This is a genomic window from Komagataeibacter diospyri (assembly GCF_006538165.1).
GTDB lineage: Bacteria > Pseudomonadota > Alphaproteobacteria > Acetobacterales > Acetobacteraceae > Komagataeibacter > Komagataeibacter diospyri.
In genome coordinates this window covers 31,660-53,940 of sequence record NZ_BDLU01000024.1, presented here as the reverse complement: position 1 = coordinate 53,940, position 22,281 = coordinate 31,660, and the positions used below count along the sequence as shown (strand labels likewise).

The 22,281-nt window shown below is 59.2% G+C and carries 18 protein-coding genes; 9 read left to right on the top strand and 9 right to left on the bottom strand.

Features of this window, described 5'->3' with window-relative positions; all coding sequences use genetic code 11:
- Window positions 1-49 precede the first annotated feature (49 nt).
- The 9 genes from MSKU9_RS03660 to MSKU9_RS03620 all read right to left on the bottom strand — a co-directional run bounded on the left by MSKU9_RS03660 (window position 50) and on the right by MSKU9_RS03620 (window position 10,314).
- Window positions 50-1,213 (bottom strand): NAD(P)/FAD-dependent oxidoreductase, encoded by a 1,164-nt coding sequence (locus MSKU9_RS03660; RefSeq protein ID WP_141259983.1) that lies wholly within the window; start codon window positions 1,211-1,213, stop codon window positions 50-52.
- Window positions 1,210-2,655: a 2Fe-2S iron-sulfur cluster-binding protein gene (locus MSKU9_RS03655; RefSeq protein ID WP_141259982.1), complete on the bottom strand. Its 1,446-nt coding sequence runs from the start codon at window positions 2,653-2,655 to the stop codon at window positions 1,210-1,212. Before MSKU9_RS03655 ends, MSKU9_RS03660 begins: the two co-directional genes overlap by 4 nt.
- 110 nt (window positions 2,656-2,765) lie before the next feature.
- Complete coding sequence (locus MSKU9_RS03650) at window positions 2,766-3,239, bottom strand: dimethylamine monooxygenase subunit DmmA family protein (RefSeq protein ID WP_141259981.1); 474 nt, start codon at window positions 3,237-3,239, stop codon at window positions 2,766-2,768.
- Between the two features lie 122 nt (window positions 3,240-3,361).
- Window positions 3,362-4,255, bottom strand: a complete 894-nt coding sequence (locus MSKU9_RS03645; protein WP_141259980.1) for a bifunctional 5,10-methylenetetrahydrofolate dehydrogenase/5,10-methenyltetrahydrofolate cyclohydrolase — start codon at window positions 4,253-4,255, stop codon at window positions 3,362-3,364.
- Window positions 4,256-4,287: 32 nt separating this feature from the next.
- Window positions 4,288-5,160 carry a formyltetrahydrofolate deformylase gene (gene purU / locus MSKU9_RS03640; protein WP_141259979.1) on the bottom strand — a complete coding sequence of 291 codons (873 nt, stop codon included), beginning with the start codon at window positions 5,158-5,160 and terminating at the stop codon, window positions 4,288-4,290.
- A complete protein-coding gene (locus tag MSKU9_RS03635) occupies window positions 5,157-5,762 on the bottom strand; it encodes a sarcosine oxidase subunit gamma (RefSeq protein ID WP_141259978.1) in 606 nt (201 codons plus the stop codon). Before MSKU9_RS03635 ends, purU begins: the two co-directional genes overlap by 4 nt.
- Window positions 5,755-8,766, bottom strand: a complete 3,012-nt coding sequence (locus MSKU9_RS03630; protein WP_227002359.1) for a sarcosine oxidase subunit alpha family protein — start codon at window positions 8,764-8,766, stop codon at window positions 5,755-5,757. The genes MSKU9_RS03635 and MSKU9_RS03630 overlap by 8 nt, the downstream gene beginning before the upstream one ends.
- Window positions 8,763-9,047 (bottom strand): sarcosine oxidase subunit delta, encoded by a 285-nt coding sequence (locus MSKU9_RS03625; protein ID WP_141259977.1) that lies wholly within the window; start codon window positions 9,045-9,047, stop codon window positions 8,763-8,765. Before MSKU9_RS03625 ends, MSKU9_RS03630 begins: the two co-directional genes overlap by 4 nt.
- Window positions 9,048-9,054: 7 nt before the next feature.
- Window positions 9,055-10,314, bottom strand: coding sequence for a sarcosine oxidase subunit beta family protein (locus MSKU9_RS03620; protein WP_141259976.1), 1,260 nt, complete (start codon window positions 10,312-10,314; stop codon window positions 9,055-9,057).
- A gap of 85 nt (window positions 10,315-10,399) precedes the next feature.
- Between MSKU9_RS03620 and MSKU9_RS03615 the strand changes: the two genes are divergently transcribed.
- The 9 genes from MSKU9_RS03615 to MSKU9_RS03575 all read left to right on the top strand — a co-directional run bounded on the left by MSKU9_RS03615 (window position 10,400) and on the right by MSKU9_RS03575 (window position 21,766).
- Complete coding sequence (locus MSKU9_RS03615; protein WP_141259975.1) at window positions 10,400-11,368, top strand: LysR family transcriptional regulator; 969 nt, start codon at window positions 10,400-10,402, stop codon at window positions 11,366-11,368.
- A 25-nt stretch (window positions 11,369-11,393) separates the two neighbouring features.
- A complete protein-coding gene (locus tag MSKU9_RS03610; RefSeq protein WP_141259974.1) occupies window positions 11,394-12,047 on the top strand; it encodes a helix-turn-helix domain-containing protein in 654 nt (217 codons plus the stop codon).
- Between the two features lie 103 nt (window positions 12,048-12,150).
- Complete coding sequence (locus MSKU9_RS03605) at window positions 12,151-13,050, top strand: class II glutamine amidotransferase (RefSeq protein WP_141259973.1); 900 nt, start codon at window positions 12,151-12,153, stop codon at window positions 13,048-13,050.
- Window positions 13,047-13,733 carry a GltB/FmdC/FwdC-like GXGXG domain-containing protein gene (locus tag MSKU9_RS03600; RefSeq protein ID WP_162851905.1) on the top strand — a complete coding sequence of 229 codons (687 nt, stop codon included), beginning with the start codon at window positions 13,047-13,049 and terminating at the stop codon, window positions 13,731-13,733. Before MSKU9_RS03605 ends, MSKU9_RS03600 begins: the two co-directional genes overlap by 4 nt.
- A 7-nt stretch (window positions 13,734-13,740) precedes the next feature.
- Window positions 13,741-15,078, top strand: a complete 1,338-nt coding sequence (locus MSKU9_RS03595) for an FMN-binding glutamate synthase family protein (RefSeq protein ID WP_141259972.1) — start codon at window positions 13,741-13,743, stop codon at window positions 15,076-15,078.
- A gap of 77 nt (window positions 15,079-15,155) precedes the next feature.
- On the top strand, window positions 15,156-16,490 hold the full coding sequence (gene glnT, locus MSKU9_RS03590) for a type III glutamate--ammonia ligase (RefSeq protein ID WP_141259971.1): 1,335 nt from the start codon (window positions 15,156-15,158) through the stop codon (window positions 16,488-16,490).
- A gap of 438 nt (window positions 16,491-16,928) precedes the next feature.
- Entirely contained in the window at window positions 16,929-18,887 is a 1,959-nt protein-coding gene (locus MSKU9_RS03585) for an oxidoreductase (protein ID WP_227002358.1), read from the top strand.
- A gap of 65 nt (window positions 18,888-18,952) precedes the next feature.
- On the top strand, window positions 18,953-20,401 hold the full coding sequence (locus MSKU9_RS03580) for an APC family permease (RefSeq protein WP_141259970.1): 1,449 nt from the start codon (window positions 18,953-18,955) through the stop codon (window positions 20,399-20,401).
- Window positions 20,402-20,557: 156 nt separating this feature from the next.
- Window positions 20,558-21,766, top strand: a complete 1,209-nt coding sequence (locus tag MSKU9_RS03575; RefSeq protein ID WP_264371836.1) for an ammonium transporter — start codon at window positions 20,558-20,560, stop codon at window positions 21,764-21,766.
- Window positions 21,767-22,281: the final 515 nt, after the last annotated feature.

Genomic DNA, 22,281 nt, shown 5'->3' with positions numbered 1-22,281 from the left:
GGAAGATACCGGAACACAGGGGATAATCCAGACATGGCCATGCCTGCTGTCAGTTTTTTATCATCACCACGCCCGCTTCTTGTATGGGATTGCCCTTCTCGAACCGATCCAGCGCGAATGGCCGCAGGATTTCGTCCACCTGTCCCTTCGCAATGGCTTTCGCCATAAGCAGTCCGGCCCCCGGGGCACCGGCAAAGCCATAGGACCAGCCTGCGCTGAACCACAGGTCCCGGACCCGTGGATGCTGCCCCAGCAGGGGGGCAAGATCGGATGAGATATGTAACAGCCCGGCCCATTGCCGCAGGATCCGTATATCCGCAAGCTGGGGAAACAGACGGGTATAGACACGGGCCATGGCCGCCATGGCCGGCACATCGGCGCGCAGGTTTGTCTGTGGTGTTTCGGGCACTTCAGTTCCCCCCACCACTTCGCCACGTGCTGTCTGGTGGAAATAGGCCAGACTGTCGATCAGCGCCAGCGCCGGGCCGATAAGCGGCCGCATGGGTTCCAGCGCCATCGCCTCGATGCGCATCATGTAGCCATCAATTTCGGCCTGTGCGTACCGGGCCAGTTCGGGCGACTGGGGACCCGCCGCGATAACGACCGTATCGCAACGGATCAGGTGGTCATTGACATACACCCCACGCACGCTGTGATCATGCATGTCAAACCCCGTTATGGCGGTCCGATAGCGCACCTCAATGCCTTTTTCCCCGCACGCATGCAGATATCCCTTCATCACGCTATGGTGGGGGGCCATGCCCCCGCGGGGCTGGTGCAGGGCAGCCGTCACATATTCCTGATTTATGGCAGGCAGCAGTTTCGATATCTGGCGACTGGTCAGGATTTCCGATGTGATGCCATACTGGCGGTGCAACTGGCTGGCATTGCGCAGCATATCGGCACTCTGGCCTGTTTCCGCAATCATGGTGTAACCACGTTCGGTAAACATGACATTATGGCCAAGTTTTTGCGACAATGTCGTCCATTCCCGCCACGACAGTTCAAACAGCCGGGTCCAGTCATGCCCCCCGAAACCAGGGCGGATCAGGCAGCCATTCCTGCCCGAGGCACCACCCTGCCAGTACCCGGCGTCCAGCACGACAATATCACGAATGCCCAGCAGCGCGAGGTTGATGGCGCAGCTTAATCCCTGCATGCCACCGCCTACGATCACGACCGATGCGGATTTGGGAAGGGCAGGGCATATCATAATGGTTGCACGACATCACACAGGCCCGCAGCCTGCGCAACCGTAAGGGCGCGGCGGGGGGGCCTGTGACTGGGACGGACAAGACTGTCCACAGGCTGACCTGTCCGTTTCGCCAGCAGGGCGAGCATGCTTTCCCAACAGGGGAATCCCTGACAGGGTCCCATGCCGCACGATGTCAGACGCTTGAGGATTTCCGGATCCGTGACCGCACGGTCGATCAGGTCCGTCACTTCACCCGCTGTCACATCCATGCATGGGCAGATACGCACCGCAGGATCCATCATGTCGGGCACATGAATATCCTGATCCGGTTCATGGCAGAACCCGACGCAGCTTGTATCGGCATCCACGGACATGACATCGGAAACCTGAAATACCCCTTCGGCCCCGGTCTGAAACGCCAGGCTGGGATCACTACGCCACGCGCCCGCATGCACCATGGCATCGCATCGTATACGCCTGTTCCCGATATCAATACCCGTTACCCGTGAATGGCCATGGATACAGGTCAGTTCGCTGACATGACCACAATAGACAACAGTCGAACCCAGAAGCGCCAGGCGTTGCGCCACCATGGTTTCTGCGCCAGTACCGACAACGGCAATCGCCTTTCCGGCCGGCACCGCATGAAAATGGCCCAGCAACAGGGCAGTATGAGCATCCATGACACCGGGCAGATGGCTGTTGCGCACCATCGGCGGCATGGATGACTTGCCGGTGGCCAGCACAAGGCTTTCGGCTTCAATCGCCACAGCGCCGCTTTCATATTCCATCGGTGCAGCGATCATAAGGCTGCCGCGACGATAACTGCCGCACAGTTCCATACCCGAAAGGACAATGATGTCCTTATGCAATGCAAGTGGCGTAACCCCCATGGCCTGTGCATAACGACCCAGGGTCGTGCCGCGGGAAACAAGGGCAACCGTCCGTCCGGTACGGGCAATGTCATTCGCGGCCTTCTGTCCCGCCGGACCGCCACCAGCAACCAGTACATCAACACCCAGTTTACGGGCAGGGCGTTCACTGGCGGACCGGGGGCGTGGTGGTGGCCGACCAACCCCCGCCAGATGCGCCAGCAACCTTTCCCATAACAGGTAAGCCCTGCCGTGCCGGGGTGTAAAACGGCCATGTTCAAACCCGCCATAGACCCATCGCGGCGGCAGGAAGCGGGCAAGGGACAGAAGGTCACACGATGCGCCGGGCCAACGGTTCTGGCTTTCCACCCGCATGCCGTCACGCACAGGCTGCTGGTCAAGGCGAATATTCGGCTGCCCATCGACGCGCGCAAGCACACCGCCTACGTAACTGCCGGAATATCCCATCGGTTCATGCAGTTTGCGTGTGCTGGCGATGGATACGATACCATGCCGGTACAGGGCGACAGCAACGGTATCACCGGGGCTGGCATGCAATATCGTGTTGTTCCATGCAATTTTTATCATTAATGCGATCCGCGCCTTCTATGGAAATTGCCTGCCCATCTTATTATTATAAAGAAACGATATTCATCTGGCACAAAACATCAAACCGGAATTGTCATCAGACTGCGCAATCAGCCCATGCCGGTTTCGGCCACCCCCATATACGCACCGATGCGACGGGAAAAATGCGTACGGACCGACAGGACCGCCCGACAACCATGACAGGTCAGTTCACCATGGGTTACGTTTTCATGCATGGTATCGCAGTGAATGCACATGACCCGACAGACAGGGGAAAGGGGCACGTCCAGAAAGACTTCCCCCGCAGACAGCCCCGCGCCATCTGCAACCCGCACGACATCGCTCAGGAACTGGGTGCTGCCTGCAGCATAAATCCGCAATCCGACCCGTTCGGTTTCCAGGCGGCTGGCAAGCTGTTCCAGCATGTGGGAAACGGAACGGAAAAATCCCTCCGGTGAATGTTCGTCGGGCAGTACGTCGCATTGCCGCCTGACGGTCCAGATTGCAAAAACCGGCGGGATCCCGCCACCTGGAAGGGCACAGTCGGGATCCTGCCTGATAAAGAGATGACGTGTTCCCGTCATGTCAAAACGCAGTCGCTGGAATGGAAGACTACTGTTCGTCATATCCGCATTGTCCCCCGATACGGTCACATCACCCATTTCATGGCCAACCTGCCAGGCAGGTCACGACAGGAGTATCCGGTTCAGGTTTTCGCATTCTCAATCACGGCCTGTGCCGCGCGCAGCGTATTATGCAGCAGGCAGGCGATTGTCATCGGTCCCACCCCACCCGGAACGGGTGTCAGGGCGCCCGCCACAGCATGGACTTCGGAAAAGGCGACATCCCCGACAATATGGCTGCCTGTATCATCATGAATACGGTTGATACCCACGTCAATTACTGTGGCACCCGGCTTGATCCATGATCCGCGTACAAGGCCGGGATGGCCGGCTGCGACAATGACTATATCAGCCCGCCGGGTTTCCGCCGCGACATCGCGGGTATTGATATGGGTGACGACAACCGTGCATCTTTCCCGTAACAGAAGCTGCGCCATGGGGCGACCGACAATATTGGAACACCCGATCACCACCGCATGCAGGCCCGACAGGTCCCCCCGTTCGGCCTTGAGCAGCATGAGACACCCCAGCGGCGTGCACGGAATGAACCCGTCATCGCGCCCCACGCTCAGCTTGCCCGCGTTGACGATATGGAAGCCATCGACATCCTTTGCCGGGTCAATGGCGTCCAGAACCGTTTTCGCGTCGATCCGGGCGGGCAGGGGAAGTTGTAGCAATATGCCATGCACGTCGTCATCCGCGTTCAGCATGGCGATCAGGTCCAGCAGCACGCCCTGCGACGTGGTGGCAGGCAGGCGATGGGGAAAGGAGCGCATGCCGACCGCCGTGGTCTTCCGCACCTTGCTGCGCACATAGATGTCACTGGCCGGGTCGTCCCCCACCAGGATCACCGCAAGACCCGGCACGCAGTGATGCCGGGCACGTAGAGTGCTGACTTCCTGCGCGATTTCGGTGCTGATACCGGCTGCGAAAGCCCGGCCATCAATCAGTTTTCCCGGTACGTTACGCATGAGCATGTCACGATGTTCCATATCAGGGCGGTACTGGTTCAGGACGTGAATACGATTGTCTTGTGCCCGTTCATGATGGCGCGCCGTTCAATATGGTACCGGACGGCACGGGCCAGAACGCGCCGTTCAATGTCACGTCCCTTGCGCACAAGGTCATCAGGGGTATCAGCGTGGGAAATACGTTCGACATCCTGTTCAATGATCGGCCCTTCATCAAGGTCGCTTGTCACATAATGCGCTGTCGCTCCGATCAGCTTGACGCCACGGGCAAAGGCCTGGTGATAGGGACGGGCCCCCTTGAAACCCGGCAGGAAGGAATGATGGATGTTGATGCACCGCCCGGACAGCCTGCACGAAAGTTCATTGGACAGGATCTGCATGTAACGCGCCAGCACAACCAGTTCGGCACCGCTTTCGTCCATGATCTGGATGATGCGGGCTTCCTGTTCCGGTTTGGTCACGGGTGTGATGGGCAGGTGATGGAAGGGAATGCCGTCAAAATCCAGATGCCTGTAAATCTCACGCGGATGGTTGGAAATGATCCCCACAGGGTCAATCGCCAGTTCCCCGATGCGCCAGCGATACAGCAGATCCACCAGACAGTGGTCAAACCGGGAAACCAGTATCAGGACTTTCGGGCGCACATTTGTGGTCGTCAGCGACCAGGACATTGAAAATTCGCGGGCCAGACGGCTGAATTCGTTTTCCAGTACCGACCTGTCCGTAGCATCTTGCGGTATTTCAAAAACGATACGCATGAAAAACTGCCTGCTTTCCGTCTCGTCAAACTGCTGGGCTTCGGTAATGTTCGCCCCCAGTTCGGCCAGGCCGTGACTTATGCCCGCGACAATGCCGGGCCGGTTGGGACAGCTTATGGTAACAATATAGGTTGTATTGACATTGCTGGTCATGATGAGATTTCCGATAAAGGCACGCCGCCACATGCCGCGTGGCAAAGATCGTGGTGAAGACTGTGCGCAAGGCTGCGGAAAACGAAAATATCGTATGTAGGCACCATATCCTGCTGCAGGATCTGGACAGGAACGTGCCCCGCAAGGGTCAGCGCCGTACTGCCCGGGCCAAACATCCGTGGATGCAGGTCGATGGGAATGAGCTTGGACAGGATCGCGCGCGCATCCGGTCCACTGACCCGCACTATGGCGCGCCCGTCGCCCTGCCGCGTAATGGCTGCATGAGACCGGGTAAGGTTGCGCAGGGCGGTGGCAAGATCAGGCTGCCCGTCCGGGGCGCTGACCAGCCACTGGTCCGCTCCCGACCATATGAAGCATATCCCGTCATGGCCCGTAATGGCCGCAGGGGTCTCGGGCAGTTCCACACCATATGCTGCCTTCAGGGCCGCCTGAACCACTGCACGCACTTCCGGGCCGCATTGCAGGCTGACAAGCTGGCGGGACGGCCCGGACGCGATGGTGATACGCGCGGCGTGTATCCCGGTGGGCGGCGTAAAGACACCTGACGGAACGGGGGCGATGGCGGGCAGGATATCAGACATGCAGGCGTGCTCCCTCAGGATCAAGGAATATGGGTGAACCTACCGTCGCCGCGATGACACTGTCGGCCAGCGGGTTATGGACCATGATCGTCTCGCCATGGCGTGCCGGACCATTCGACAGGAAACCCAGCGCGATCCAGCCATCCAGCGTGGGCGACCATGCGGCGGACGATATCCACCCCTGGTCATGCGCCCCCGTAGGTTCGGCACCACGGGGAAGCAGGTGACTGCCGGCCACAAGTTCATCAGATGGATTGACCGGGCGCAGACCGACCAGCGTGGGGCGGGCCGCATCCGTCAGGGCAGGGCGCATGGCCATGGTGCGCCCGATGAAGTCCTTCCTGCTGGACAGCATCTGCCCCATTCCCAGATCATGCGCCGTGGTCTGGCCATTCAGTTCAGGTCCGGCGGGATGGCCCTTTTCAATACGCATGACCCCCAGTGCCTCGGTCCCGTAGGGGGTGATGCCGTAAGGCGCGCCCACCTTCATTAACAGGCGGGCCAGCGCGTCGCCATAACGGGCGGGCACCGCAAGCTCAAAGGCCAGTTCACCGGAGAAGGACAGGCGAAACAGACGCGCCGCCTGTCCGCCACATATCGTGATGTCCGCCGCCCCCATATACCCGAAGGCTTCATGCGACAGGTCGAAATCCGGATCGACGACATGGCGCAGCACCTCGCGCGAACGCGGTCCGGCAATGGCCAGCTGCGCCCATTCGTCAGTCACGGATATGAAGTGGACATCCAGTTCCGGCCACAGCCACTGGTGGCACAGTTCCATATGCTGCATGACCGTGCCCGCATGCGCGGTGGTCGTGGTCATGACATAATGCTGCGGTCCCAGTCGCGCCGTGGTGCCATCGTCAAAGGCAAAGCCGTCTTCACGCAGCATGAGACCGTAGCGTGCGCGGCCTACCGGCAGCTTCTGCCACCCGTTGACATACAGCCGTTCAAGGAATGTCGCGGCATCCGGCCCCTGGATATCGATCTTGCCCAGCGTGGTGACATCACAGAACCCGACAGCCGTGCGGACGGTCCGGACCTCCCGGTTGACGGTATCGCGCCAGTGGCCTTCACCCGGTTGCGCAAACCACTGCGCGCGATGCCATATGCCGTTGGCCGTAAAGACCGCGCCCTGCTGGCGCGCCCATTCATGGGTGGGGGTCAGGCGGTCGGGCCTGAAATGCGTGCCGGTATGCGCGCCCGCGACGGCGCCGATGGCCACGGGCTGCACGGGGGGACGGAACATGGTGGTGCCCGTCTGAGCAATACTGCGACCGGTCTGCTGCGCCAGTTGCACAAGGCCATTGACGTTGGCCGTCTTGCCCTGATCGGTCGCCATTCCAAGTGTGGTGTACCGCTTGAGGTGCTCGACACTGCGGAAGCCTTCCAATGCCGCCAGCTTCACATCCCTGGCTGTCACGTCGTTCTGGAAATCGATGAAGGCCTTGCCATCCTTTCCCGACTGGTCGTGGGGCAGGGGCTGGAGGGATACAATGCCGTAACTTTCCGCGTCCACAACAGGCAGGGCTGGCGGTTCAGCGGCAAACCCGCATGCCGCCGCTGCGTCCTGTCCCTGTCTGGCTCCTTCGCGCAGGCAGTCCGCAGTCGTGAAGGCCCCATTGGCAACACCCGCCGCCTGCATGCCTGGCGGAAAGGTGGTGGGGACGAACGCGCAGAGTTCCGCGTTGTAGGACGGTTTTGCACCGTGATGTGTCGTCAGGCTCAGTTCCGGGTTCCATCCGCCCGACATGGCGATCAGGTCGCACGGGACGTGCCGCACCCTGCCCGAACGGTCACGGATGGCGGCGGCATGTACCCCCAGCCGTCCGTATGTTGCGGCAATCGCCCCGCCAGTGAACAGCCTGGCCCCGCTTTCCTGCGCAACCTGCCGGGCCAGCGCGGTTTCCGTGTCCCGCGTATCGACAATGGCGGCGACCACCGCCCCGGCATGAACCAGATCCATTGCCGTGCGCAGGCCATCATCATTATTGGTATGGATAACGGCACGCCGTCCCGGGACCACGCCAAAGCGGTTGATGTAAGTGCGCACCGCGCCAGCCAGCATGATGCCCGGACGGTCATTGCCCGGAAACACCATGGGGCGTTCGATCCCGCCGCTGGCAACAATGCAGCGCCCCGCCACGATACGCCACAGGCGCTGGCGCGGCTGCCCCGCAGCAGGGGTGGCGACATGGTCGGCCACACGTTCCAGCGCGCCATAAGTCCCGCCATCATACGCCCCGAAAACGCAGGTGCGCGTCATGATGCGCACTTCGGGCATCTGGCGCAAACTGTCCATTGCCTGCCGCGCCCATTGCCAGCCCGGCACGCCATCCAGTTCGTTCCGCTCCGCCCGAAGCCTGCCGCCGGTCACGCTGTCCTGTTCACACAGGACGACCCGCGCACCCGACTGCCCCGCAGCAAGGGCAGCTGCCAGCCCTGCGGGGCCACTACCCACCACCAGCACATCGCAGAAGGTGGTAGCTTTTTCATACAGGTCCGGGTCTGCTTCATCCGCCGCACGCCCCAGCCCCGCGGCCCGGCGGATAAGAGGTTCATACACCTTTTCCCAGAATGGGGCAGGCCACATAAAGGTCTTGTAATAGAACCCGGCCGTAAAGATGGGTGAAAACAGGCCGTTTACCCCCAGCGCATCCATGCGCAGCGATGGCCAGCGGTTCTGGCTGCATGCCTCCAGCCCGTCATACACCTCGGTCACGGTAGCGCGGCTGTTGGGTTCACGCCGCGCGCCGGTGCGCAGTTCCATCAGGGCGTTGGGTTCTTCGGGGCCTGCCGACAGGACGCCACGGGGACGGTGATACTTGAACGACCGCCCCACCAGTCGCTGCCCGTTGGCCAGCAGGGCGGCTGCCAGCGTATCACCCGGATGGGCGGGATAACGCACGCCATCAAAGGTGAAATGGATGACCCGCGCCGGATCAATGCCATTGCCACCGCCCGTGCGCGTGGCGGCAGTCATTTTCTTGCCAAACAGTGTCATGACCCCGCATTTTCCCTATCCTGACGTGCGATATCGACTGCACGGGCCACATCGGCGATTTCATGGGTGCGTGTGTCACGGGTGACAACCAGCCATGCGTGGCAGCCAGCGGCGTGGTACCACAGTTCACGGTGCCAGCCCGCCGGGTTGTCACGCAGGTAGACATAATCGACCCAGTCCGACGCAGCAGCATCGGGGGCAGGGCGGCGGACCGTGGCGTCGCCCCGATAGGTAAATTCTTCAACGCCGCGTGGTCCGCAGCAGGGACAGTTCAGACGCATTGGAACCTCAGTGCAGATTGGGCTGCGCGCCCATGCCTTTTTCATCAATCACGGCCCCGCGGCCAAACCGGTCCAGCCTGAATGCCTTAGCCACCGGATGGGGTTCGTCGCGGGCGATCAGATGGGCGAAACACAGGCCCGATGCGGGTGTCGCCTTGAACCCGCCGTAACACCACCCGGCATTGAGATAGAGATTGTCCACCGGTGTCCTGTCGATGATGGGGCTGCCATCCATGGTCATGTCCATCAGTCCCGCCCAGTGGCGCAGCAGGCGCACACGGCCGATCCGGGGCATGAGCGCCATGCCGCCTTCGCATACATCCTCGATGACCGGCATGTTCCCGCGCTGGGCATAGGAATTGTAGCCATCGATATCGCCACCAAAGACCAGGCCGCCCTTGTCGGACTGGCTGATATAGAAATGTCCCGCGCCAAACGTCACCACACAGTCAATGAAGGGTTTCAGCCCTTCGCTGACAAAGGCCTGCAGTACATGGCTTTCGATCGGCAGGCGCAGCCCGGCCATGGCCGCGACACGCGACGAATTGCCCGCGCAGGACAGCCCGACGCGTCCCGCGCCGATAAAACCACGTGATGTCTCGACTCCCACGACACGGCCCTCGCGCATGCGGATGCCAGTAGCCTCGCAGTTCTGGATGATGTCCACGCCCAGCCGGTCGGCCGCGCGGGCATATCCCCATGCCACGGCATCATGACGGACGGTGCCGCCACGCTTCTGCAGCAGGCCACCACGTATGGGAAAACGCGCCGCGTCATAATTCAGGAACGGCAGCCTGCGGCGTACCGCCTCCACATCCAGAATCTGTGCATCCACCCCATGCAGCCGCATGGCGTTGCCACGGCGGATATAGGCGTTGCGCTGGGCATCATTATGGAAAAGGTTGAGCACGCCACGCTGGCTGACCATGGCGTTGTAATTGATGTCCTGTTCCAGCCCTTCCCACAGCTTCATGGAACATTCGTAAAAGGGCACGTTGCCCGACAGCAGGTAATTCGAACGGATGATTGTCGTATTGCGGCCGATATTACCGTTGCCGATCCAGCCTTTTTCCACAACCGCCACCCGGCGGATGCCATAACGCCGCGCAAGGTAATAGGCGGTGGCCAGGCCATGGCCGCCGCCGCCCACGATCACGACATCATAACTGGCCTGGGGGGCGGCATCACGCCATACGGGTTTCCAGCCGGTCTGGCCGCGCAATGTTTCCCGCAGCAGGGAAAAAATGGAATAACGATCATTTTTCATTACGAAATCTTCAATCCGTTACTGAAATCCATGCTAGATGGTTTCTTGATAGAAACATTATAAATTTTTCTTATGGTATGGTGTGATGGCGCTTCATGTTCCACCGTTCGATCTTTCCGCACTGAACGTCTTTCTGGCCGTGTGCGATAATGGCAGCATGGCGGCGGCCGGGCGCATGCTGGGCATAACCCAGCCCGCCGTATCACAGACGATCGCCGATCTGGAAAAACGCGTGGGCACGCGGCTGTTTGACCGGGGGGTGCGCCCCATGGTGCTGACAACCGCCGGCACGGTGCTGCGCCAGTATGCCACCGGACTTATGGTCGAGATGCGGCAGATTGCCGCCCGCCTGCAGGAAATGCGATCAGGAAGGGTCCACCTGCTGCGGATTGGCGTGGTCGATTCCCTGTCACGTGCCGTAATGGGAGAAGTCTCCAGCTTCATGCGCGCGCGCGTGGACCGTCTGGTTGTACATGCCGGCCTGACCGAATCCCACGCCGCTGCCCTGTTGACCCGCCAGATCGATTTCATCCTCAGCGTCGACGACCTTGAAGACATCGCGGACCTCGAACGCTGGCCGCTGTTTGAGGAACCTTACATGCTGCTGTGCCCCGAAGGCGTACACCCGCCAACGGCGGTAAAGGACCTGCCCGCCTTTTTCGCCGCCCGACCCTTTGTGCGGTTTTCGCTGCGCTCACGCACGGGCAACGAAATCGAACGCTACCTGCGACGGCTGAAGCTGGACATACCCTATGGTCAGGAATTCGACCGGCCGGAGGGGGTGCTGGCCGCCTGCAGGCTGGGGGGCATAGCCATCACAACGCCACTCTGCCTGTATGAAGCGGGGTTTGACGGCAGTTGCGGGCTGACATGCCACAGGCTGCCGGCGGGCGCATTCCGGCGGCGGCTGACACTGGTGGCGCGGCGGCGGGAATTCGGACGCCTGCCGCTGGATTTTGCTAAATCACTCCGGACTGTTCTTATAGAGCAGACACTTGGCGAACTGGCAGGCTATTTTCCTGCCTTTGCCGATCAGATGGACGTCCTGTCCTGATTTTTGCGTTTCCTGGAGAGCATGCATGGCCGCACCCCGCAAGTCCCGAACCGAAAAGGCCACGGCCGACCTGACCACCGGATCGTCCGCAGGACCGGTCCGTGAACTGACGCTGGAGGAATCGCTGGGTGCGCAGATCCGGCTTCTGCGGCGGCGGGCCGAACTGACGGGGGCTGACCTGGCCAGCAGTGCGGGCATATCGCTGGGCATGCTGTCAAAAATTGAAAACGGGCAGATTTCTCCCTCACTTTCCACGCTGCAATCAGTGGGCCGGGCGCTGAATGTGCCCCTGAGCCAGCTATTCGCCACATTTGAAGAACAGCGCGACTGCTCCTTCGTCAAGGCCGGGAAGGGCGTTGTCATTGAACGCCGGGGCACGAAGGCGGGGCATGAATACCAGTTGCTTGGGCACCTGCTGGGCGGCAGCACGGTGGTTGAGCCCTATCTCATCACCCTGCATGAGGACGCCAGGCCCTATACAAGTTTCCGCCATCAGGGGGTGGAGATCATCTACATGCTCAGCGGACGCGTTCTTTACCGTCATGGTAACGAATCCTATGAAATGGGGCCGGGCGATACCCTGCTGTTTGACTGCCAGGCACCGCATGGACCGGAACTGCTGATCGAGAAACCCATGAATTATCTGTCGATTATCGTGTATCCACGGCAGGAGGACTGATTACAACATTTCTTAAAAAGAAAGTTTTGTTCTTTTAAGTTGACACTCCGACGGGATGTGCGCTTGATGATCGCATCCTTTCCTCTCTCGGCGGAGAATAACGATGTGTGGCATCGTTGGGTTATTTCTGAAAAATCCCGCGCTTCAACCTGAACTCGGACGGCTGACGTCCCAGATGCTGAAGGTCATGACGGAGCGTGGTCCCGACAGCGCCGGTTTTGCCGTTTATGGCGGCGCGCACCACGGGCAGACCAAGATTACGGTACGTGACCTTGCCCCTGAACAGGTCGCGACCTTTGAAAAGGGGCTGGCGGATATCGCCGGTCCCGGTATCGCGGTGATCTTTCGCAATGATCACATGGTCATCACCTTGCCAACCGAACATGAAAAAGCCGTACGCCAGTTCATTTCATCCTTCGGCCACGGGGTCGCGTTCGTTTCCAGCGGCGACAGCATCGAACTGTATAAAGGTGTGGGCCTGCCCGAAGATGTCGCGACCCGTTTCGACCTTGCGGGCATGGGGGGCACCCACGCCATCGGGCACACCCGCATGGCGACGGAATCAGCCGTAACGACTGCTGGCGCGCACCCGTTTTCAACCGGGCCGGACCAGTGCCTGGTGCATAATGGTTCGCTGTCCAACCATAACACCCTGCGCCGCCAGCTGGTGCGCGAGGGGCTGGAATTCGCCACCGAAAATGACTCGGAAGTAGCAGCAGGCTACCTGTCGTGGCGCCTGTCGCGCGGGGAGAGGCTGGATGAAGCCCTGACAGCCTCCCTTGCCGACCTTGATGGCTTCTACACCTTTGTCGTGGGCACCCGGGACGGGTTTGCAGTCCTGCGCGACCCCGTGGCGTGCAAGCCCGCCGTCATTGCGGAAACGGATGACTATGTCGCCTTCGCGTCCGAATACCGTGCGTTCGCCCAGCTTCCGGGCATAGAGAATGCAACCGTTTTTGAACCAGAACCACAGCGCGTCTATCACTGGGAACACGCAGCATGAGCAACATGCAGGAAATCGATCTGGCCCGGTGCACCCTGCGCGAAGCCAACAGCCAGTTACAGAGCGAGGACGCAACAGGGGCGTGGGCCATCCGCAACCCGCGTGGCCGCCACGCCCTGGCCGTTGGCCTGACCACCCCGATTGACGTCCTGATTGACGGACAGGCCGGTTATTATGCGGCCGGCATGAACCAGCACGCCAATATTACCATTGACGGCAATGCCGGTCCCGGCGTGGCTGAAAACATGATGAGTGGCCGCACCCACGTGCGGGGCAATGCCAGCATGGCAGCAGGTGCTACGGGCCATGGCGGGCTGCTGGTGATCGATGGGGATGCCGGGGCGCGATGCGGCATATCGATGAAGGGCATCGATATCGTGGTACGCGGTTCGGTCGGGCATATGAGCGCCTTCATGGCGCAGTCCGGCACACTGGTCGTATGCGGTGACGCGGGGGAAGCACTGGGGGACAGCCTGTATGAAGCGAAAATCTTCGTACGCGGCGAAGTAAAAAGCCTGGGCGCGGACTGCGAGGAAAAGGCCATGACCGCAGAAGACATCGCGCTGCTGCAGTCCCTGCTGGAAAGCGCGGGCATGACCGAATACCCGGCGGACAGCTTCCGTCTCTACGGTTCCGCACGTCGCCTGTACCATTTCCATGTTGATAACGCCGCGGCGTACTGAGGCCACCATGACAGACAACACTAAAAAGATTCCGCGTACGAAGCCGCGTTTTTCCGCAACATTCGACCCGTTCACCATTTCCGAAATCCAGCGCGCCGCCGCCACCGGGATCTATGACATCCGTGGCGCAGGCACCAAGCGCAAACTGCCCCATTTCGATGACCTGCTGTTTCTCGGTGCCTCCGTCTCACGCTATCCGCTGGAAGGCTACCGGGAACGCTGCGACACGGATGTCGTGCTGGGCACGCGGTTTGCCAGGAAACCCATCCGCCTGAAAACACCGGTCACGATCGCTGGCATGTCCTTTGGCGCACTGTCCGCGCAGGCCAAGGAAGCACTGGGACGCGGGGCAAGTGCCGTGGGCACTTCCACCACCACAGGCGACGGCGGCATGACACCGGAAGAGCGTGGGCATTCTTCCACCCTTGTTTACCAGTACCTGCCCTCACGCTACGGCATGAATCCCGACGACCTGCGCCGCGCGGATGCAATCGAGGTAGTGGTGGGGCAGGGGGCCAAACCCGGCGGCGGCGGCATGCTGCTGGGGCAGAAGATTTCCAGGCGTGTCGCAAAGATGCGCGACCTGCCCGAAGGCATCGACCAGCGTTCCGCCTGCCGCCATCCGGACTGGACCGGGCCGGACGACCTTGAAATCAAGATCGAGGAACTGCGTGAGATCACGGCGTGGGAAAAGCCCATCTATATCAAGGTCGGGGCCAGCCGTCCCTATTACGACGTCTCGCTTGCGGTAAAGGCTGGCGCGGATGTGGTGGTGCTGGATGGCATGCAGGGCGGCACGGCGGCAACCCAGGAAGTGTTCATCGAACATGTCGGCCTGCCCATCCTTGCGGCCATCCGTCCGGCCGTGCAGGCGTTGCAGGACCTGGGCATGCACCGCAAGGTGCAGTTGATCGTATCTGGCGGCATCCGTAGTGGCGCGGACATGGCCAAGGCGCTGGCGCTGGGGGCGGATGCCGTAGCCATCGGGACCGCGGCCCTGATTGCGCTGGGGGACCAGAGCCCCGACCTGGCGGAAGAATACGCCAGGCTGGGCACGGTTCCCGGCGCCTATGATGACTGGCAGGACGGGCGCGACCCGGCTGGCATCACCACGCAGGATCCCGAACTGGCTGCGCGCCTTGACCCGATCCTGGGAGGGCGGCGGATTGCCAATTACCTGTCCGTCATGACCATGGAAGCACAGGCGATCGCACGGGCATGCGGAAAAAGCCATCTTCATAATCTTGAGCCGGAAGACCTTGTCGCCCTGACGATGGAAGCGGCCGCCATGACCCGCATCCCGCTGGCGGGAACGGAGTGGTACCCGGGCAAGCAGGGGTTCTGAAACCATAAGGGGCGTCTTCTGATGGGGACGCTCCTTTTCGTGTTTTTTCAAATATACTGAATACGGATATTCTGGTGATGGTTCAAGATGTTACCAAGGAACGCACGCCTGTCGATCTTGCTGCCGAGGCCGAAAAGCGGGGCATAAACTATTTCCTCATTTCCTATACGGACCTGTCCGGCGCGCAGCGGGCCAAGCTGGTCCCGGCGTCAGCCATCCGGGGCATGCAGGAAAAGGGGGCGGGCTTTGCCGGATTTGCCGCGGCGTTCCAGCTTTCCCCGGCTGACCCTGACCTTGTCGCCATGCCTGACTCCTCCACCCTGATCCAGCTGCCATGGAAACCGGAAGTTGGCTGGCTTGCATCCGACCTGAAAATGCATGGCCAGTTAATCGAACAGGGACCTCGCAACACATTGCGCCGCATGATCGCGCGTGCTGCGAAAATGGGCCTTACGGTCAAGACGGGGGTTGAGTGTGAGTTTTTCCTGCTGACCCCTGATGGACAGGCCATTGGCGATCCACATGACAATGCGCCCAAGTCCTGTTACGACGCATCCGCCCTTATGCGGCGGTATGACGTAATTACCGAAATATGCGACGCCATGCTGCATCTGGGCTGGGAGCCATACCAGAACGACCATGAGGACGCGAATGGCCAGTTCGAGATGAACTGGATATTCGATGAAGCCCTGGTAACGGCAGACCGCCACGTCTTTTTCAAATTCATGGCGCGTTCCATTGCCGAAAAGCACGGGCTGCGGGCGACGTTCATGCCCAAGCCCTTCATGAACCTGACCGGCAGTGGGTGTCATGCCCATATTTCCCTTTGGAAAGGGGACACGAATGTATGCCAGGCAGACGATGACCCGCAGGGACTGGGCCTGTCTGCGGAAGGATATCATTTTGTCGGCGGCCTGATTGAAAATGCGGATGCGCTGTGCGCGTTCCTCAACCCCGTCGTGAATTCATACAAGCGGATCAATGCGCCACGTACCGTTTCGGGTGCAACATGGTCACCCAATTCCGTGACCTATGCGGGCGACAACCGCACCCATATGATCCGTGTGCCGGGCAAGGGGCGTTTTGAGATGCGCCTGCCCGATGGGGCGGCCAATCCTTACCTGTTGCAGGCGTCCCTGCTGGCCGCCGGGCTGGATGGGCTGGAGCGCAGGCTGGACCCGGGAAAACCACTTGATATCAACATGTATACCGAAGGCCACACGATCCGGGACGCCAAGAAGCTACCCCTGAACCTGCTGGATGCGGTACGGGCGCTGGATACGTGCAAGGCTATACGCGGCCTGTTGGGGGACGGACTGGTCGATCCGTATATTCACCTGAAAATGTCGGAATGGAACGCCTATTGCAGCCATCTGTCCGAATGGGAACGGCAGGTCACGCTGGATTGCTAGCCGTCATACCGGGAAAAATCCATCAGGGCCGGATATGTCGATTTCCATACCATGTGATAAACACTTCCACCCATAATGTTCCGTAAAAGCAACATTGTGGGCGATACAGATGCAGTGCATGTTGTTCCACAATAAGGGATAGGCAATGTCATCCGATGATATTACCCGGATGGCGCAACTGTCAGGAATAAAATTTCCCCTTAAGGAAATATTATCCTATTATGTTCGAGACCGGAATGATAATCCCGGTTACACCGCATCGGCATATCTCACCTGTTTCGATTCCGCCCGCAAACATGTTTCGGTAAAGTAACATTAAATGTGGAGAGGGTTATAATCATCGATGTCAGCGCTTTTCCAGAAACGTCCCGGTAAGACAGCGGGCGTACCGAAATTGCCCGCATGGGACAGCCCCGCACCCGTAGGTCAGGACGACGTATGATGACCTCCAGTTTTCCAAATCTGTTCCAGCCGTTGCAGATCCGGGGGGCGACCCTGAAAAACCGGATCATGTCCACCGGTCATGACACGACCATACCGACGGATGGCACCGTGAATGACCGTCTGGTCGCCTATCAGGCGGCGCGTGCGGCGGGGGGCGCGGGCCTGATCGTGATCCAGGTGGCAGGCGTGCATGAAAGCGCCCGTTACACCACCCATATCCTGATGGCGAACGACGATGGCTGCATAGAAGGCTATACCCGGCTGGCCGAAGCCTGCCATGCCCATGACTGCACTATCTTCGGGCAGATATTCCATCCGGGCCGTGAGATATGTGAACGTCATGAGGGGTTGCTGACCGTCGCCTACGCGCCTTCCGCCGTACCCAGCGAACGATTCCATGTCATACCGCGCGCGCTGGATGCGGGCATGATACGCGAAATTATCGACGGATTTGTCGCTGCCGCCGTCCGTCTGCAGCGCGCGGGGCTGGATGGGGTCGAATTCGTCGCAAGCCATGGCTACCTGCCCGCACAGTTCTTCAATCCCCGCGTCAACCTGCGCGGCGATGAATATGGCGGGTCAATGGAAAACCGGCTGCGTTTCGCACGTGAAATCCTGACCGGTATCCGTGCCGCGACCGGAGATGACTTTGTCATCGGCATGCGTATCAGCGATAGTGAACGTGATGACGAAGGCCTGACATCAGACGAAGTACGCGATATCTGCCGCGAACTGGAATCTCTGGTGGATTATGTCAATGTCACGACAGGGACATCCGCATCATCCGGAGCGGCGGTGCATATTGTGGCCCCCATGTCATGGACACCGGGCTACGTCGCCCCGGCGGCGTCACGTATCAAGGCTGAACTGTCCATTCCCGTCTTTGTCACCGGCCGCATCAACCAGCCGCAGGAAGCCGACGCCATTATCGCGTCGGGTGCCGCAGATGTGTGCGGCATGACCCGCGCGCTGATCTGTGACCCGCGCATGCCCGAAAAGGCACAGTCAGGGCACAGCGAGGATATCCGCGCCTGTATCGCCTGCAATCAGGCCTGTATCGGGCATTTCCAGCTTGGCGTGCCCATTTCGTGTATCCAGCATCCTGAAACGGGCCGCGAAGAGGTTTATGGCAACCTTGCCCCGGTGGAAAAAACCCGACGTGTGTTCATCGCGGGTGGCGGCCCCGCCGGCATGAAGGCTGCGGTCACAGCCGCAAAACGCGGGCATGACGTGACACTGTTCGAAGCGGCTGGCCAGTTGGGTGGGCAGGCCCGCCTGGCCCAGGAACTGCCGCGCCGGGCGGAATTTGGTGGCATCATAACCAATCTGGCGCGTGAAATTGAACTGGCTGGCGTGAAGGTCGTCCTGAATACGCCGCTTACGGGTGATGTGCTGGCGGCAGAGCGTCCTGATACCCTTATCGTCGCAACCGGCGCCATTCCGTTCCGGCCGCCTTATGAGGCAGCGGGGGACATGCAGGTTGCCGATGCATGGCAGATTCTCAGGCGTGAAATCAATCCCGGTCGCCGGGTCATCGTAGTTGACTGGCGCGGTGACTGGATCGGTCCGGGCATTGCGGAAGCCCTGGCGGTCCGTGGTCATGATGTCCAGCTTGCCACCACGGTCCATCATGCCGCGGCCCAGCTACCGCCCTATGTGCGTGATGACCTGCTGGGAGTACTTGCCCGTCAGGAAATCGGCATCATGCCGCTGGTCCGGCTTTTCGGACATGATGACAGTACGGTGTTCCTGCAGCATGTCATCACGAATGAACCGATAATGGTAAACGATGTGGACACGCTGGTACTCGCCACGGGGCATGCATCCGTGACGGGACTGGAAAGCGTGGCACGGGGCATTGTGCCCGATATCCATATAATTGGTGACAGTCTGGCGCCCCGGACCGCAGAAGAAGCGGTTTACGACGGCCTGCGCGTGGGAGCTGCCATCTGATCCCGCGCGGATGACCATTGGCATTCAGGACCGGGTCCGTCACGACATTTTGGGACAATAACGGCATGAGTTCACCAAAGACGAATGGCTATATTCAATCCCTGAAATGGAGTGACGGTGTCCTGCTGTCCCTGGGACCGCCGATTACTACATTTTGTCTTATCGGTCTTGAAATCGGCCCGCTGGGGGCATGGGGCGCGCTGGCCATATGGTGCATGACCAGCCTGATCGCGCTGGCGCAGAACATGATTTTTGCAGACATGGCCCTGGCGCTACCCGGATGTTCGGGTGGCATCGGGGCATTTGCGCATCAGGCATGGCGGCGGGACGCCACTCCGCTGGGCGCCATTGCAATTTTTGGCTACTGGACCGGCTGGAGTTTTTCACTGGCCGTCAACGGATTGCAGATCGGCCGACTTGCACAGGCGCAATGGTTTCCGACGTGGACCGGCACGGTTCACCTGCTGGGAAACGAAATCGGGTTGCCCCACTGTATCGCGGGCCTGATGATGGTGATGGTTTTCGCGATCAATATACGTGGTGTCCGGCTTGTCGCCTCCATCAACCGGATTGCAAGCTGCCTGCTGGGAATCATGGCGGTGATCTGCCTTGTCGGGCCATTTTTTACGGTCAGGCTCAATTTTCATGACCTGCACTGGCACCTGCCGCATACATCCGCATTCACATTCTTTCAGGCCATGCTGGTGTGGTCGTTCATCGCGTCATGGACAACGTATGGCACGGAACTGTGCGCCACATTTGCGCCGGAATACCATAACCCCCGGTTCCATATCCGTCTGGCCCTGCTGGTTTCCTCCATCCTGGTAATCGGCATTACCATCCTGAGCTGCGTCATGCTGCCGGCAACGGAAGGGGAGGCCGCGATCAATGCTGATCCGATCGGGTTCTACGTTGATATCCTCAACCGGATTATCGGACCCGGCCTTGCCAATATCGCCATTCCCGTCATGTGCCTGGCGCAGTTTGTCGCCATGGGGTCTGCCATTTCCGGTTCCAGCCGCGCCCTGCACGGGCTGGCCGCGCGTGGCCTGACAGTCAGGCAGCTGGACTCCATTAATGAAAAGGGCGTGCCGGGACGCGCCATGACCATAGACCTGATCATCAACCTGTTCATCGTATTTTTCATATCCGATATAACCGGCATCATATTTGCGGGGAATGTTGGCTATATCCTGTGTATCATCCTGGCGTTGAGTGGCTTCATACGCCTGCATTACGCCAAGCGCGGCAGTGGCTGTACACCGCCATGGCGCATGATCGGCGTGGCCGGAGTACTGACACTGTTCAATATTTCCATGCTTGTCGTCGGGTTCTGCAATCCGTCCCTGGTCGGATATGGTGGACGGCGTGAACAGCTTATCGCCCTGTCGGCAATTGTGCTTGCGTTGCTGATGTGCCTGTACCGACGCGGGATACAGGACAATGGCGGCCTGCGGCTACGCGAACGCGACCCCGAACCCGTGCTGTCGATCCCGCCACACCACGAAACATAAACAGCCCCCGGCATACATGCAGGTCATGACATGGCATACCATCGACATATCGTTTTGTTTTCCCATGCATTCCTTATTTCTGTTCTGCTCCCGACGATGGGGAATGCCAGCACGGCCCAACCTGATCATGCTTACAACCTGGCTGACACCACATTCGTGGCGACGTGCAGTTTCGTGGTCATGCTGATGCTGCTGCCAGGGCTGGCCCTGTTTTATGGGGGAATGGCACGCAGCAAGAATGTCCTGTCCGTTCTGACACAGGTATTTTCATCCGGGGTATTCATTATTGCCCTGTGGATGATTGCTGGCTACTCGCTCATATTCTGTAAAGGTCCATGGCAGCCGGTCGTAGGCGGGTTTGACAAGGTATTCCTGCAGGGCATTACAGTGGAAAGCGCGGTAGGCAGCCTGCCCGAATATCTTTACTGCCTGTTCATGGCCCTGTTTGCGACCATAACTATCGGGATCATTGTCGGGGCCGTAGCTGAACGCATGCGGTTCGGTGCTTTTATCATATTCATATCACTATGGTTTTTCATTGATTACATACCCATGGCCCATATGGCGTGGGGTGGGGGATGGATTGCCCCCCTGGACATACTGGATTTTGCCGGGGGCAATGTCGTCCACCTCAATGCTGGCATGGCCGGACTGGTTGCCGCCATCATGCTGGGTAAGCGGCAGGGACTGGGCACCACGAATATGGCGCCCCATGATGTCAGCATGACCTATACAGGGGGATGCCTGCTTTTTGTGGGCTGGCTGGCTTTTTGTGGCGGCTGTAATTACGCGATCAGTGGACTGAGTATCCTGTTAATGCTGAATACCCTGATCGGCGGCGCTGGTGGAGCGATTGGCTGGTGTTTTGCTGAATGGCGGTACCACGGTCGTCCCAGTACTCTGGGCATTATTTCCGGCACCATAGCCGGACTGGTGGGGATTACACCGGCATGTGGATATGTTGCCCCCATGGCAGCCCTGGCAATCGGCATAATAACAAGCATTGCCTGCCTGTGGTCAGTCAACAACCTGAAAAAACGGTTCGGATTTGATGATGCGTTTGATGTGTTTTCAATTCACGGCGTCGGTGCGGCCGCAGGCGGTCTGCTTACCGTTATCTTTGCCGCATCACTTCTGGGGGGAACAGGGTATCCACAAGACCGCAATATATGGGAACAGATGGGTATCCAGATACTGGGCATTTCCTTCAGCATGCTGATATCTGCTGTTGCAACCTATCTGTCACTGGCATTGACCCGCCGTGTCTGTCCATTGCGGGTAGAAGAAGATGAAGAGGCTCTGGGGCTGGACCTTGGATCCCATGGTGAAGTCGCCTACCATACAGACAGGATTGGCAGTGACTGATCACGTAACACCACACAGTATATACGATCAATAATAAGAAAAAATTATATACTATATAGGATAGAAACCGGACATTAAGGATCTGAAGTTCCGACAGAATATACCGGTGGATGTTTTGATACGGACACAGGCAGACCCAGACTTCAGACCATGAGTAAAAAAAGCCCCCGGTTACGGTTCCGACCGTTCTCTGGTGGCCCGCAAACCATGGTGATACGAAATTCTTCTTTATATCAGTTCATTAAATATAAAATTGAAAGTATCACCGACCAGCATTCAGAATGGATAGACGAGTATCCATAAAAAAAATATATTTTCATTTAAAAACAATAGACTGCCCTGACTGTCATCAACATCTTATATTTCTCCACAAGATATTTTAGTTCTTGTAGATTTATTTTTTTACCCATATAGTTCCGGAAACGGAACGTTATGCAGGTGTGGCCACAGGGGGCACTACAGACATCCCCAGATCATATGTGCATCACAACACCACACTATTAAAAATATAAAAC